The organism is Stenotrophomonas sp. Ste96 (genome assembly GCF_024519495.1).
GTDB lineage: Bacteria > Pseudomonadota > Gammaproteobacteria > Xanthomonadales > Xanthomonadaceae > Stenotrophomonas > Stenotrophomonas bentonitica_A.
Window position 1 is genome coordinate 173,776 of record NZ_JALJRX010000005.1, and the last position, 15,178, is coordinate 188,953.

Here is a 15,178-nt window from a genome sequence, read left to right on the forward strand (position 1 = left end):
CGGCTCTACCGGGGATGGGGCAGCCGATCAGATCGGATTCGCGTCCAGGAAGGCGCGGATCTTCGGCACCAGGACCTCGTGCTTGTCCTCCAGCACGTAATGCCCGGCATCCTCGAAGGCGTGCACCTGCGCCTGCGGCAGCGCGGCCTGGAAACCCTTCAGGAAGTGATGGTCGAACACGAAGTCGCGCAGGCCCCAGCCGATGAACGCCGGGCGGTCGGCGTAGCTGGGCAGGGTCTGGCCGGAACGCTCCAGCAGCGACCAGGCCTTGTCGGCCGGTGACAGCGGGATGTCCTGCATGAAGCGGATGGTGCTGATGCGGTTGGCGTAGCTGTTGTACGGCGACACGTACGCGCGGCGCACGTCCGCCGGCATCTTCCGTTCCACGCCCAGCCACGAAGCACCGGAGGAGAAGGCGTTGAAGGTGCGGATGAGCCACTCGCCGATCTTCCAGTGGCGACCCAGCGCGATCTGCCACGGCATCTTCTTCGCGGCCGGCATCGGGAAGGCGGCGGTGTTGAGCACCACCAGGCGCTTGACCTGCGCGTGGTGCGACAGCGCCCAGCCAAAGCCGATCATGCCGCCCCAGTCGTGCACGGCCAGGGTCACCGGGCCGGTGATGCCCAGGTGCGCGAGCAGCGCGTCCAGGTCATCCACGCGCGACTGCAGGGTGTAGTCGTAGTGCGCATCATCGGGCTTGTCCGACAGGCCCATGCCGATATGGTCCGGCACGATGCAGCGGTACTTGTCCGACAGGCCGGCCACCAGGGTGCGCCAGTAATAGCTCCACGACGGGTTGCCGTGGACCATCACCACCACCTCGCCATCGCGCGGGCCTTCGTCGAGATAGCTCATCGACAGGCCGGGGCGCACCTGGAAGCGGTGCGGATGGGCGGGGTAACCGGGCAGCTGGGGCATTCAATCGCACCTGTGAAAAGGGCCGGCAGAACCGGCCCTCGATGTTCAATTCCGGCGCAGCAGACACGGCCCCGGAAGCAACGCCGCAGCAGGCTGCGGCCAATGGGTTACCAGACCACTTCGGCCATCGAGCAGTTCAGGCCCGAGCCGATGCCGAGCAGCGCGATGCGATCGCCCTTCTTCAGCTTGCCCAGCTGCTTGAGCTTGCTCAGCACGATCGGCACCGAGGCCGGGCCGATGTTGCCGTGCTCGCCGAAGATCGTCATCACCTTCTTCGGGTCGATCCCGAAGTTCTTGATGAAGGCGGCGGTGTGCGGCTGGCTGACCTGGTGGATCACGAACTGGTCCAGTTCCTCCACGGCCCAGCCCAGTGCTTCGCGGGCGGCGACGAAGGTCTTCTGCGCCAGCTTGATGCCTTCGATCAGCAGCATGCGGGTGTCGGTGACCATGCGGTCCAGGTTGCCGCGGCACAGCTGGTTCCACTCGGTCGCCGAGCGGGTCACGCCACCGCGGTAACGCGGGGCATCGGGCACCAGCTCGGTGCGCGCCATGACCATCGCCGCGGCACCGCAGCCCAGGGTCAGGGCGGCCATCTCGTTGCGGAAGTCATCGGCGGTCACGCCCGGCAGGGCCATGCGCTCGAGGGTCTTCTCGTACACCAGGTTGGCGGTTTCACCGTCGACGATCAGCGCGTAGTCGATCTCGCCGCGTTCGAGCATGCGGGCGGCGATGTCCATGCCATTGATGAAGGCCAGGCAGGCATTGGCGACGTCGAAGGTCATGCATTCGTCGCCCACGCCCAGGTTGCCCGAGACGATGCTGGCCGTGGACGGCTCCAGATAGTCGCGGCTGACCGAGGTGTTGACCAGCAGGCCGATCTTGTCGGCGCCGATCCCGGCGTCTTCCAGGGCTTTGCGAGCGGCCAGCGTGGCGGCGTCGGAGGCCAGCATGTCGGCATCCCACAGGCGGCGGGCGTGGATGCCCGCGATATCGCCGAGCACATCGGTACGGATGCCAAGGCGATCCAGCGTCGGCTTCAGCCGCTCGTTGATTTCCTTGGACGTCAGCGTGTGCGGCGCGTCGATGTGCGCCAGGCCGGCGATCGAGACATTCTTGAAGAGCATCAGTTAGCGCCAAGGCTCAGGCGAAGGGGGCGCTATTGTAAGCCGGCACGGGTTTCACCGCACCTTTACGAATTCACGCCCGGGCGTATGGTCCGGGCGTGGGGTGAAGGGTTCAGCGTGGCGGGCATTGGAAGGCCAGGAAACGCTGGCTGCCATCGGCGGGCAGGCCCGAGGCCTGCACGGCATTGGCACCGGCGCTGGGCGCCTCGTTGCGGGCCAGGGTTTCCAGCTCTTCCTGCACGCGCAGCGGGTTGCGGTTGTAGAAGCCCACCTTGCTCTTCACGGTCACCACCACTTCGCCCTTGCTCTGGCAGCCGCTGGGAACCGCACCGGCCGGCAGCACGCGGACCGTCTTGCCGGAGGATTCGATCGGCACCCAGGTGCAGGCGGAAACGCTGAGGATCAGGGCGGACAGAAGCAGAATGCGCATGGGCAAGGCCTGGCTGGAATACGTAAGGGAGTGTGCGGGAAACAACTGAATCGGGGGTGATCAGGTGCCGGGTGGGTCCCCGGCACCTGAGCGGCTGGCGGGCGCGGTGGCCGGCCAGCGTTGGGCGTCACCGGGCCTTTGGTGCCGCGGCAGCCGGCGTGGCCGGAGTGGCCGGAGTGGCCGGGGCGTCGACCACCTTGCCTTCGGCATCGATGACCTGCACCTGGCCAAGCTTGAGCGCACGCACCGGGGCCTCGGTCTGCTTGAGGTCGCCCACCACCACCCAGGTCAGCGCGTTCGGGTCCAGCGTGGCCGCGGCCTGCTGCACCTGGGCCGGGGTCATCGCTTCGATCTCGGCCTTGCGCTGGACCACGTAGTCGTCCGGGCGCTGGTAACGCACGATCCCGCTGATGGTGCCCATCACCGCGCTGGCGGTCTCATAGGCGCCGGGCAGGCTCAGGTTCTGGATGTTGCGGATACGCGCCACTTCGGCCGGGGTGGCCGGCTTGGCGCCGCTGGCGAACTCGGCGATTTCCTTCTGCATCTCCTGCATCGCCTCGGCGGTCTTGTCGATCTGCACCGGCGCGCGGGCGCCCCACGGGCGCTGGCCCAGGGTGTTGCTGGCGCTGCTGCCGGCCCCGTAGGACCAGTGCTTCTGCTCACGCAGGTTCATGTTCAGGCGCGAGGTGAAGTCGCCGCCGAGCACGCCGTTGGCGATATCGAAGCGGGTCGAACCCGGGTCCCTGGACGAGGGCACCACCTGGCTGGCGAACAGATTGGCCTGCACCGCGCCCGGCTGGTCGATCAGGTACACGCGGGCATGCGCCGGACGGGCCACATCCACCGGCGCCTTGACCTCCGGCGCCGGACCTTCGGCCTTCCAGTTGCCGAGCTGGCGCTCCAGCAGCGGCACGATTTCCTTCAGCGTGGTGTCACCCACCACGATCAGCGTGCCCTGCTCCGGGCGCAGCCAGTCACGGTGGAAGTCGACCAGGTCTCCGCGGGTCATGGACTGGATGTCCACTTCATTGCCACTGCCGGTGAACGGGATCGCATACGGATGGCCCGCGCCGTACAGCAGGGTCGGCATCACCCGCATCGCCACCGCGCTGGGGTTGACCTTCTCCTGCTGGATGCCGGCGATCCAGGTCGCCTTGACCCGGTCGATCTCGGTCTGGTCGAAGCGCGGCTGGCGCAGCATGTCCGCATACAGGGCCAGCGACGGGGCCAGGTTTTCCTTCAATGCGGACAGGTACACGCTGGTGCTGTCCAGCGAGGCGGAGGCATCGAGCTTGGCGCCCAGTGCATCGGCCGCATCGGCGAACGGCAGCGCGCCGAGCTTGCCGGCCCCTTCGGTGAGCAGGCCCATGGTGAAGTTGGCCGTGCCGGACTTGCGGCCCTGGTCGGCGGTGAAGCCACCCGGGAATTCATAGCTGAACTGCACGACCGGGATGTCATGGCGCTCGGCCAGGATCACCTGGGTGCCGTTCTTGAGCGTGGCGCGGCGCAGTTCGGGGAATTTCAGGTCCGGGAAGGTCTTGGTCTGCGGCACGCCGGTGCTGCGGTCGACCTGCTTGGGCAGCGTGGTGAAGCGCGGATCCACGGCGGGCACGGTGAACGGCTTGGGCGTTTCCGACGGCAGTTCGGCCAGGGCAACGCGCGCGCCCGGCTCGACCACGATGGTGTGATCGCCAACGCCCAGCCACTTGGCGCCGACATCGCGCACCTGCGCGGCCGTGGCCCCATCGATGGTGGCCAGCGACTTGCGGAAGCAGCCCGGGTCACCTTCGTACACGGTGCACTCGGCCAGCGCGTCGGCCTTGCCGCCGAAGCCACCAATGCGCTCGATGCCGCGGATGAAGCCGGCGCGGAAGGCGGTCTTGCCGCGGCTCAGCTCGTCGGCGGTCGGACCGTCCTTGGCCAGTCGCTTCACTTCCTCATCGATGATCGCCTCGACCTTGGCCGGGTCCACGCCCTGCTTGACGCTGGCCATGATCACGAAGTTCGAGCCCAGCTGCGAGCTGTAGGCGCCGGCACTGATGTTGTCCACCAGCTTGTCCTGGTGCAGCAGGCGCTGGTCCAGGCGCGAGGACTTCGCACCGCCAAGGACCTGCGCGAACAGCTGCAGCTGGTCGATGTCGGTGGTGCCGACCTGGGCGACGTTCCAGGCGCGGTAGATGCGCGCCTGCGGCACCTTGTCGGTCATCACTTCGCGCGTGCTCTTCTCGCGCTTGGCCACGTCCACCTTGGGCTGGGCCATGCTCGGGCCGGCCGGGATGTCGCCGAAGTACTGGGCGACCTTTTCCTTCGCGGTGGCCACGTCGATATCACCGGCCAGCACCAGCACCGCATTGTTCGGGCCGTACCAGGTGCGGAACCAGGTCTTCACGTCGTCCAGCGAGGCGGCGTTGAGATCGTTCATCGAGCCGATCACGCTGTGGTGGTACGGGTGGCCGGCCGGATACATCGCGCGGGTCAGCTTTTCCCAGACCTGGCCATAGGGCTGGTTCTCGCCCTGGCGCTTCTCGTTCTGGACCACGCCGCGCTGCTCGTCCAGCGCCGCCTGGTCGATCGCCCCGAGCAGATGCCCCATGCGGTCGGACTCCATCCACAGCGCCATGTCCAGCGCGGTGGTCGGCACGTTCTCGAAGTAATTGGTGCGGTCGGTATTGGTGGTGCCGTTCTGCCCGGTCACGCCAACCTGCTTGAAGGGCTCGAAGTATTCGCCGTCGTGGTTCTCGCTGCCCTGGAACATCAGGTGTTCGAACAGGTGCGCGAAGCCGGTGCGGCCGGCGGGTTCGTCCTTGCTGCCCACGTGGTACCAGATGTTCACCGCCACGATCGGCGCCTTGCGGTCGGTGTGCACCACCACGCGCAGGCCATTGGGCAGGGTGAACTGTTCGAACGGAATGTCGACCTTGGCCGCCGTGGCCGGCTTGGCCAGGACCGGTGCCGGCGCGAACGAGCCCAGGGCGGCGGAAAGCGCTACAGCCAGCAGCGCGGCACGCGGTCGAAGTTGGACGGTCATTCCGGTTCCTTGGTCATGAAAGTGAAGCCGGATGCTAGCGCGCCGCCCGGGCAAAAGGCATCGGCCAACAGTCATTGACCTGCCGATGGCGGCGGATCCGCCACGAACCGCACATCCGAGCGTGGCCGCACGCGGCCGGGCGGACGGTCCGCGGCCCTGCGGCGGACACGTGTCCGGACATCGGACACCGCTACTTCGCAAAAAACCCTTTGAAATCAATGCGTAAAAGTTGGCACGCGACCTGCTTGGTACATGGCAAGGGAAACAAGGATCAAGCCGAAACTGACTGGATGCTGAACAACAACAAGAATAGTGAAATTGTTCTTGCACGCCCCGAATCGGTGTACTACCTTACTACCACACCACTGCTCACCAACACTAAACAGGACCTCGCCATGAACACCAAGACTCTCGCCATCGCCATCGCCTTTGCCGCCGGTTCCGCGTTTGCTTCGTCGGTGCAGGCCGCCCCCGCCATCGTCACCCTGGACACCGTGCAGGTCCGCCCCTCGGCCGACCAGATCGCCCAGGCCGAGGTTGAGCGCGCCAGCAACATCCCGACCCTGGCCGTCGTGGAAGTCCGTCCGACCGCTGGCCTGATCGCCGAGTACCGCGCCGAACTGGCCGCCAACCGCCGCGTCACCACCCTGGCCGCCGTGGAAGTGCGTCCGACCGCCGAACAGCGCCAGGCCCTGGCTGCCGAACAGACCAACGACCGCGGCTACGTCGCCACCTTCACCGCTGCCGCCACTGCCGTGGCCAACGAAGTGATCATCAACCTGCCGACCCTGCAGGTGCGTCCGTCGGCTGCCGACCTGCAGGCCCTGGCCCTGGAAACCGCCGCCGCCGCCGCCACGACCCTGATCCGCCAGTAAGCCGCAGCTGCGGTCTTCCGCAGCCACGGCGTACACTTCGCCGATGACTGCCACGCCCACGTTCCATGTCGTCCTGTTCCAACCCGAAATCCCGCCGAACACCGGCAATGTGATCCGCCTCTGCGCCAACACCGGCGCGCGGCTGCACCTGATCGAGCCGCTCGGTTTCGACCTGAGCGACAAGCAGCTCAAGCGCGCCGGCCTGGACTATCACGAATACGCTCGGCTGCAGGTCCATCCTGATCTGGACACCGCCCTGCAGGTCATTGCGCCCAAGCGCCTGTTCGCGCTGAGTACCCGCGGCAGCGTGCGTTACGACACCCAGCAGTTCGAAGACGGCGATGCCTTCCTGTTCGGCCCGGAAACCCGCGGCCTGCCCCAGGACCTGCTCGACAGCCTGCCCCACGGCCGCCGCCTGCGCCTGCCGATGCGACCGGACAACCGCAGCCTCAACCTGTCCAACACGGTCGCCGTGGTGATGTACGAGGCATGGCGCCAGAACGGGTTTGCCGGCGGGGAATAAGATGCCGTGCCGACCAACGGTCGGCACCTACCGGAGACACAGGCACCTGCCGGCCGTGTAGCACCTGACCGTTGGTGTAGCACCTGACCGTTGTGTAGCACCTGACCGTTGGTCAGGTGACCTCAGAACGCATTGATGCCCGTCAGCTCGCGGCCGATCACCAGCTGGTGCACGGTCTCGGTGCCCTCGTAGGTGATCACCGATTCCAGATTGAGTGCATGCCGGATCGCCACGTGCTCGGTGGTGATGCCCGCGCCGCCGAGCAGGTCGCGACATTCGCGCGCGATGTCGATGGCCATGCGGCAGTTGTTCCACTTGGCCAGGCTGACCTGCTGCGGCTGCAGTTGGCCGGCGTCCTTCAGGCGCCCCAGCTGCAGGGCCAGCAGCTGCGCGGTGGTGATCCGCCGCGCCATGTCGGCCAGCTTGATCTGCGCACTCTGCGTGGCCGCCACCGGCCGGCCGAACAGCACCCGCTGCTTGGTATAGCCCAGGGCTTCATCCAGGCAGGCCACCGCAGCGCCGATCGGACCCCAGCTGATCCCGTAGCGCGCCTGGTTCAAGCAGCCCAGCGGCCCCTTCAGCCCCTGCACGTTCGGCAGGCGGTTGCGGTCGGGCACGCGCACGTTGTCGAAGAACAGCGCACCGGTCAGCGAGGCGCGCAGGCTCATCTTGTGCTTGATCTCCTGCGTGGTGAACCCGGCCATGCCCTTTTCCAGCACGAAGCCCTGGATGCCATCGTCGGTATGCGCCCACACGATCGCGATGTCGGCCACCGGTCCGCTGGTGATCCACATCTTGCTGCCGTTGATCAGCCAGTCACCGCCATCGCGCACCGCGCGGGTCTTCATCGCCGCCGGATCGGAGCCGCCATGCGCCTCGGTCAGCCCGAAGCAGCCGATCACCTTGCCGGTGGCCATGTCCGGCAACCAGCGCAGCCGCTGTTCTTCGCTGCCGTAGGCATGGATGGGGTACATGCACAGCGAGCTCTGCACCGAAACGAAGCTGCGCAGTCCCGAATCGCCGCGCTCCAGTTCCTGGCAGATCAAGCCGTAGCTCACCGCATTGAGCCCGCCGCCGCCGTACTGCTCGGGCAGGCTGGAGCCGAGCAGGCCGAGCGCGGCGATCTCGGGAATCAATTCGTCCGGGAAGCGCCCGTCGTCGAACGCATCGCCGATGATCGGCAGCACCCGCGTATCGGTGAAACGCGCCACCGTCGCCTGCACCGCGCGCTCCTCCTCGCTGAGCAGCGAACGGATATCGAACAGATCGAACGGATTCAGTGACATGGCATCCCGGCAGGTGGCGGTGGAACAGGCTCCCATTGTGGTCGTTGTGCGCGAAGCGGCCAAGGGACGGCGGGGCAGCACGGATGCTGCGCCGCAGCATCCTGGTATCGAACGCGCGGCGACACCGCTGTCATCGTCGGCGATCTAGGCTTAAATGCGCCGTGCCGGTACTCTGGCGCACTGATCCACCGTTTCGCCGTGGTGTGACACGCGCGATTCCCAGGCAACCGCCGCCGTTCAACCCGCGGCACTACCCACGAGTTACGCAGCCCCATGAGCGAAGAAATCAACGTCCTGCCCCCGCGTGAAGTGATGGAATTCGATGTGGTGATCGTCGGTGGCGGTCCCGCTGGCCTGGCCACGGCGATCCGGCTGCGCCAGCGCGCCATCGAAGCCGGCCGCGAGCTGTCGGTGTGCATCCTGGAGAAAGGCTCTGAACCCGGTGCGCACATCCTCTCCGGTGCGGTGATGGATCCGCGGGCACTGAGCGAACTGTTCCCGGACTGGGCCGAGCGCGGCGCACCGCTGAAGCAGAAGGTCACCCGCGACGAATTCCTGTTCCTCAATGAAACCGGCTCGCGCAGCACGCCCAACGCGCTGCTGCCGGAGTGCTTCCACAACGAAGGCAACTACATCGTCAGCCTCGGCGAGGTCACCCGCTGGCTGGCGCAGCAGGCCGAGGCGCTGGAAGTGGCGATCTTCCCCGGCTTCCCCGCGGCGGAGGTGCTGTACAGCGAGGACGGTGCGGTGATCGGCGTGGCCACCGGCGACATGGGCATCGAGAAGAACGGTCAGCCCGGCCCCGCGTTCGAGCGCGGCATGGCGCTGCATGCCAAGTACACGATCTTCGCCGAAGGCTCGCGCGGCCATCTCGGCCGCCAGTTGATCGCACGCTTCCAGCTCGATGCCGGCAAGGATCCGCAGGCCTATGGCATCGGCATCAAGGAGTTGTGGCAGATCGATCCGGCCAAGCATGAGCCGGGCCTGGTGGTGCACGCCGCCGGCTGGCCGTTGGACAACGACACCTACGGCGGCGCGTTCCTGTATCACGCCGAGGGCGGCAAGGTCTCGATCGGTTATGTGGTCGGCCTGGATTACAAGAACCCGTGGCTGAGCCCGTTCGAAGAGTTCCAGCGCTTCAAGACACACCCGGACATCCGCAAGCACCTGGAAGGGGGCAAGCGCATCGGCTACGGCGCGCGCGCGATCACCGCCGGTGGGCTGATGTCGCTGCCCAGGACGGTGTTCCCCGGTGGTGCGCTGGTCGGCTGCGAGGCCGGCTATCTCAACGTCAGCCGGATCAAGGGCAGCCATGCCGCGATCAAGACCGGCATGCTCGCCGCCGATGCCGCCTTCGATGCGCTGGTAGCCGATCGCCAGCACGATGAGTTGAGCGCCTATCCGCAGGCGTTCGAGACCAGCTGGCTGCATGCCGAGCTGCAGCAGGCCAAGAACTTCAAGCAGTGGTTCAAGAAGGGCCAGACCGTGGCCACGTTGATGACCGGCATCGAGCAGTGGCTGCTGCCCAAGCTGGGCATTCGCAATCCGCCGTGGACGCTGCGCCACAGCACCCCGGACCACGCCTGCCTGGAGCCAGCCTCCAAGCATGCGAAAATCAACTATCCCAAGCCGGATGGCGTGCTCACCTTCGACCGGCTCAGCTCGGTGTTCCTGAGCAGCACCAACCACGCCGAAGACCAGCCCAGCCACCTGACCCTAAAGGACGCCAGCGTGCCGGTGCGGATCAACCTGGCCGAGTACGCCGGTCCCGAAGCGCGCTACTGTCCGGCTGGCGTGTACGAGTTCGTCGGCAGCGATGGGCACGAACAGCTGCAGATCAACGCGCAGAACTGCGTGCACTGCAAGACCTGCGACATCAAGGACCCGACCCAGAACATCGTGTGGGTGACCCCCCAGGGTGGCGGCGGCCCGAACTACTCGGGCATGTGATCGGCATGGCCTGCGACCACCGGTCGCAGGCCATCAGGCGCGGCAGGCACCGCCGCGCTGGCTATCCTGAGCGTCCTGTTGGACGTGACCGTGGCGCCATGGCCCCTGCTTTCCGATCGACGTTGGCGTTACTGGCCTGCCTGCTGCTGGCGGCGTGTTCGCGCACCCCGCAAACGCCGGAGCAGGCCCATCAGCAGGACCTGCGGCGCGCCTTTGCGATCTGTGCCGGTTGCCACACCGTCAGCCCGGGTGGCGTGCATCGGTTCGGCCCGAACCTGCATGGCGTGATCGGCCGGCGTGCCGGCAGTGTCCCCGGCTATCCATACTCCAACGCGATGCGCGATGCAGGGCTGACCTGGAACGAACAGACCCTGGATGCGTTCCTGCGCTCGCCCACGCAGGCGGTGCCGGGCACGCGCATGGTCAACTCCACCGCTGACCCGGAGCGCCGGCGCCAGGTGATCGAATATCTGCAGCAGCAGCGATGACCGGCAGGGCGCCGGTCAGGACGCCTGCAGCTGCACCAGATAAGCGCGCAACGCCGCATCGAATGCGCTGACCGCCTCGGCGTGCGCCGCCACGCCTTCGTCGTCGACGCGTTCCATCAGGCTGCGCGCCTGCAGCGCCAGCGCGTCGGCGCCCAGCGTTGCCAGCCCCCCCACCAGCCGATGCAGCACATTCACCAGTGCCGGCCCGGCCTGCGCATCCAGGGCTGCCTGCAGCTTCACCAGATCCTCGGCCGAGGCCGTGCACAGGCTCTCGATCAGCACGCCGGCCACATGCTCCGAACCAAACCGGCGCACCAGCGCGGCCCGGTCCGGCGGCGCGTCATCCGCACCCGGTGCCTGCTCCGCGCCGGCCAGGGGGCCATCCCCGTCCGGCAGCCACTGCAGCAGTGCCTGGCGCAAGGCGCCCAGTGCCACCGGTTTGGCCAGCAGATCGTCCATGCCGGCCTCGCGGCAGCGCTGCAGATCGCCCTCCATCGCGCTGGCGGTCAGCGCGATCACCGGCAGCCGGGCACCGCCGCGGTCACGCTCCTGCTCGCGGATGCGGCGGGTCATGGCATAGCCGTCCATGACCGGCATCCGGCAGTCGGTCAGCACCAGGTCGAATCGGGTGCGCGCCAGCAGCGCCAGTGCCTGTTCGCCGTTCTCGGCCAGCACGTGTGGCAGGCCCAGCTGTTGCATGCGCCACCCCATCAGCGCCTGGTTGGTGGGATGGTCCTCCACGATCAGGATGCGCCGCTGCTGCAATGCGGCCGGCAACGGCACCGCCTGCGTGTGTTCTTCGGCGGCACTGGGCTGTTCGTCCACCGGCACCACCGGTACGGTCAGCAGCACCTCCACGCGCGTGCCCTCGCCGGGGACGCTGTGCAGCGTCAGCGTGCCGTGCATCATCGCCACCAGGCGCTGGCAGATGCTCAGCCCCAGCCCCGTGCCACCGTACTGGCGGCTGGTCGCCGCGTCGGCCTGTACGAACGGCGCGAACAGACGTTCGCGCTGCTCGGGCGAGATGCCGATGCCTGTATCGCGAACGGTCAGGCGCAGCTGCTGCGCGCCGTCGGCATCACCGTCGAGCACCTCCAGCGCGATGCCGACTTCGCCGGCGCGCGTGAACTTGATGGCATTGCTGAGCAGGTTGAATGCGATCTGCCGCAGGCGCATGCCGTCGACCAGGTGCATGGCCGCGAGCGCGTCGTCGATCTGGATCTGCAGCTCCAGCCCCTTGGCCACCGCCTGCGGGGCAAGCAGCTGCTGCACGTTGCCAACCAATGCGCGCAGCGCGACCGGATGCGGTTGCAGGGACAGCGCGCCGGCCTCGATCTTGGAGTAGTCCAGCAGGTCATCGAGGATCTGCCGCAGCATCTGCGCCGAGTCTTCGATCACGCTGATGATGCGGCGCTGCTCGCCATCCAGCGAGGTATGCGAGAGCACCTCCACCATGCCCAGCACGCCGGACATCGGCGTGCGGATCTCGTGGCTCATCGTGGCCAGGAATTCGGATTTGGCGGCGGTGGCGCGCTCGGCGGCCGCCTTGGCCAGCGCCAGCGCGTCGGCCTGTGCGCGCGCCTCGGTCACATCGATCCAGTAGCCGCTCCACAGCAGCACCCCGTCCTCGGCGTCGTAGGGCAGCGCGCGCGAACGCACCCAGCGCAGCATGCCCCCTGGGCGGGTGCGGAATTCCATGTCCACCGGGGCGAAGTCCCGCGTGGCGCTTTCCAGGGCCTGGCGCACATTGGCGCGATCACGCTCGTCGATGCGCGCGATCAGCGCGCTTTCATCGGCCATCGCCTCGGCCGCGGTGAGCCCGAACAGCGCTTCGGTGTCACCGGCGATGTACGGCAGCGACAGCCGGCCATCCCGTTCGCGACGGCCCTGGTAGACGATCGCCGGCAGATTGTCGGTGACGTCGGCCAGGCGCTGCTCGGCACGGCGGCGCATCGCTACCTCACTGCGCAGGCGCCAGTGCCCCCACCCATGGACGAGCAGTGCGGTCAGCAGCACCAGGGCCAGCGGCACCGCCCAGCGCGCGGTCGCGCGCCAGTCCAGATCGCTGCGGTACTCGGCCGACAACCAGTCGCTGCGGATCGCTTCGTGCTCGCGCGCGCTCATGTTCACCAGCAGGCGGTCGAACGTGGTGGCCAGGGGTGCGTACTGGCGCTTGACCGCCAACGACAGGCGATCGCTGAATCCCGCCGGCGCTGCCACGTGCAGCTGCGCGGGATAGTGATCACGCACGATGCGATCGATGACGGCCAGGTTGCCGATGTACGCATCGGCGTCTCCCTTGGCCAGCCGTGACAGCGCCAGTTCGGCGCTGCGCGCGGGCACGATGCGCGCATTGGGGGCCTGTTGCAGGACATACCCGCGCAACCGTTCCGGATCGGACAGCAGAATGCTGCGGCCATCCAGATCGGGCACGCCCAGCACCGACGCGCTGCCACTGGCCGTCACCACGACGTTGGGAACGGTGATGAAGGGCTGGCTGAACACCCAGCCGTCGCCCAGGTAGTTCGAATCGTTGGGGATGCCCATGATCGCGTCGACCTCGCCGCGGCGCAGCTGCTCGCGCACATCGAACCAGTCGTGCGCCGGCACCCGCGTGAGCTGCGCCCCTACCGTGCGCAGCAGGCGCAGGTACTCGGCCGAGACACCGCTGGGTCGGTCGGCACTGTCGATGAAGGCCAGCGGTGACGCGTTCGGCGCGAAAGCCAGGCGCAGGGGGGTGGCCAGGACACGCCTCTCCGCATTGCCCAGGATCACCTGGGACTGCACCGACCATCGAGGGGTCGGGAGCCAGCGCCGCTCCAGGCGCTCGCGCTCGGCCTCGTTGAGCGCGGCCAGGCCCATGTCCAGCGCTTCAGCCAAGGGCTGCTTGGCGTTGGGCACACCAAAGTGCAGCCGCTCCGGTGGTAGGTCGCTGGGGCGCAGCAGGCTGACATCGGTCAGCCGTCGCTCGGCGATCAGGGTCGTGGCCACATACGCGTTGCCGATGTAGACGTCGGCCTCGCCGCTGCCGACCATGGCCAATGCGGCGGTGGTGCTGGCCGCGGTCACGCGCCGGGCGCCGGGAAAGCGCGAGCGTACTTCTTCGCTGGTGACGAACTCACGCTCGGTGACCACGCGCAGGCCGCGCAGGTCAGGATCAGACGATGCCCGGGTTTCGCCGGGGCGGCCCACCAGCGCCAGTGGCGCCTGGGCGTAGGGGCGGGTGTAGACCATGCAGCGCGTGCGATCGGCAGTGAGCGTGATGTTCATCACCACATCGACTTCGCCCCGGCATGCCGCCTCCAGGACCTCGGTCCAGTCGCGATACATCCGCACCTGCACCTGCACTCCCAGCTGCCGGGTCAGCAGGCTGAGGTAGTCGTAGCCGAGGCCGACCGGCTTGCCGTTCTGCATGGACTCGAACGGCGGCCAACCGCTGTCGTACATGCCCAGGATGATGGTAGGGTGCCTGCCAAGCCACTCGCTCTGGTGGGGGGGCAAGGGAGGTGACGCAGCTGCGGATACCTGCATGCCCGTCGCCATCGCGAGCACGAACAGAACCAGCCAGCGAATGACGTGGGTACGCATGCTGCCTGATCTCCGTAGAATGACATCCCCATCCCGGCACGGCCCGACGGCTGCCTCACAGGCAATACTAGTCCATGACCCTGCGCATTATCATCGCCGATGACCATCCGGTCGTACGGATCGGCACGAAGGCCGTGATCGAGTCCAGCGGCGTTGGCCAGGTGGTGGCCGAGGCCAGTACCGTGGCCGAGCTGATGACCGTACTGGGCGACCACGAGTGCGATGTGCTGGTCACCGATTACTCCATGCCCGGCGGCGCGCAGGCCGATGGCTTCGCGATGATCGCCATGATCCGCCGGCGTTTTCCCGAGCTGCCGGTGCTGATGCTCAGCGTGTCCAACAACCTGGCGATCCTGCGCATGGTGGTCGCGACCGGCGTGCTTGGCCTGGTCGACAAGACCTCTTCGATGGATGAGCTGCCGCTGGCGATCCAGACCGTGCAGCGCGGCGTGCCCTACGTCAGCCTGTCGCTGAAGGAACGCATTGACGCAATCGGCACGGAGAGTGTCGAGGAAGGCGGAGCCCGTCCCTTGTCGCCACGCGAAGTGGAAGTGCTGCGGCTGCTCGGCAGCGGCATGACGGTCAAGGAGATCGCCCTCCATCTGCACAAGAGCGTCAGCACCATCAGCCGCCAGAAAGGCGATGCGATGTTGAAGCTCGGGCTGAAGGGCGACGCCGAGCTGTTCGACTACCTGCGCGACGGCGAACACTGATCCCGGTCCGCCTGCGGACGCGCGCTCTTTTTTCTTCGATACGCATGCGATGCACGTCATCGCGATGGTGTCCTGTCGTGTGTGCGCGTTACGCATGAGACGGAGTGCGCGTGCGTAGCAGATAGCGAACGAAGAGTTCCCGATATCGCCGCTTCATTTATGTACTGCTCAGTTTGATATTCAGGGCTAATTCGGGTGACTAACGGATAATTCACACCTGTCGCCAGCAGCGATTCCCCCTCCCTCTGCTGGCGG

11 protein-coding genes are annotated in these 15,178 nt (G+C 67.2%); 5 read left to right on the plus strand and 6 right to left on the minus strand.

Translation table 11 applies throughout. The features are described 5' to 3' along the window. Positions 1-27: 27 nt before the first annotated feature. The 4 genes from OC373_RS13955 to OC373_RS13970 form a co-directional block, all read right to left on the minus strand. Complete coding sequence (locus OC373_RS13955) at positions 28-918, minus strand: alpha/beta fold hydrolase (protein ID WP_070426382.1); 891 nt, start codon at positions 916-918, stop codon at positions 28-30. Positions 919-1,025: 107 nt separating this feature from the next. Further along, on the minus strand, positions 1,026-2,042 hold the full coding sequence (locus tag OC373_RS13960; RefSeq protein WP_019184878.1) for a 3-oxoacyl-ACP synthase III: 1,017 nt from the start codon (positions 2,040-2,042) through the stop codon (positions 1,026-1,028). A gap of 112 nt (positions 2,043-2,154) precedes the next feature. Continuing rightward, the gene (locus OC373_RS13965; RefSeq protein WP_046272272.1) at positions 2,155-2,472 is read right to left on the minus strand and encodes a DUF4156 domain-containing protein; all 318 of its coding nucleotides are present in this window, start codon (positions 2,470-2,472) and stop codon (positions 2,155-2,157) included. Between the two features lie 127 nt (positions 2,473-2,599). After that, positions 2,600-5,500, minus strand: coding sequence for a pitrilysin family protein (locus OC373_RS13970; protein WP_261997881.1), 2,901 nt, complete (start codon positions 5,498-5,500; stop codon positions 2,600-2,602). Between the two features lie 395 nt (positions 5,501-5,895). On the opposite strand from OC373_RS13970, the gene OC373_RS13975 reads away from it, so the two are divergent. Both OC373_RS13975 and trmL read left to right on the plus strand, forming a co-directional pair. Continuing rightward, entirely contained in the window at positions 5,896-6,375 is a 480-nt protein-coding gene (locus OC373_RS13975; RefSeq protein ID WP_261997882.1) for a hypothetical protein, read from the plus strand. A 43-nt stretch (positions 6,376-6,418) separates the two neighbouring features. After that, complete coding sequence (gene trmL, locus OC373_RS13980; protein ID WP_070426379.1) at positions 6,419-6,898, plus strand: tRNA (uridine(34)/cytosine(34)/5-carboxymethylaminomethyluridine(34)-2'-O)-methyltransferase TrmL; 480 nt, start codon at positions 6,419-6,421, stop codon at positions 6,896-6,898. A 122-nt stretch (positions 6,899-7,020) separates the two neighbouring features. Here trmL and OC373_RS13985 read toward each other — a convergent pair whose 3' ends face one another. Then, a complete protein-coding gene (locus OC373_RS13985) occupies positions 7,021-8,184 on the minus strand; it encodes an acyl-CoA dehydrogenase family protein (RefSeq protein ID WP_070426378.1) in 1,164 nt (387 codons plus the stop codon). 273 nt (positions 8,185-8,457) lie between these two features. Here OC373_RS13985 and OC373_RS13990 point away from each other — a divergent pair, with 273 nt between their 5' ends. Beyond that, complete coding sequence (locus tag OC373_RS13990) at positions 8,458-10,134, plus strand: electron transfer flavoprotein-ubiquinone oxidoreductase (RefSeq protein WP_070426377.1); 1,677 nt, start codon at positions 8,458-8,460, stop codon at positions 10,132-10,134. A 98-nt stretch (positions 10,135-10,232) separates the two neighbouring features. Continuing rightward, complete coding sequence (locus OC373_RS13995; RefSeq protein ID WP_070426376.1) at positions 10,233-10,622, plus strand: c-type cytochrome; 390 nt, start codon at positions 10,233-10,235, stop codon at positions 10,620-10,622. Between the two features lie 15 nt (positions 10,623-10,637). Here OC373_RS13995 and OC373_RS14000 read toward each other — a convergent pair whose 3' ends face one another. Beyond that, positions 10,638-14,210 carry a transporter substrate-binding domain-containing protein gene (locus OC373_RS14000; RefSeq protein WP_070426375.1) on the minus strand — a complete coding sequence of 1,191 codons (3,573 nt, stop codon included), beginning with the start codon at positions 14,208-14,210 and terminating at the stop codon, positions 10,638-10,640. A 74-nt stretch (positions 14,211-14,284) separates the two neighbouring features. Here OC373_RS14000 and OC373_RS14005 point away from each other — a divergent pair, with 74 nt between their 5' ends. Further along, a complete protein-coding gene (locus OC373_RS14005; protein ID WP_261997883.1) occupies positions 14,285-14,923 on the plus strand; it encodes a response regulator transcription factor in 639 nt (212 codons plus the stop codon). Positions 14,924-15,178 lie beyond the last annotated feature (255 nt).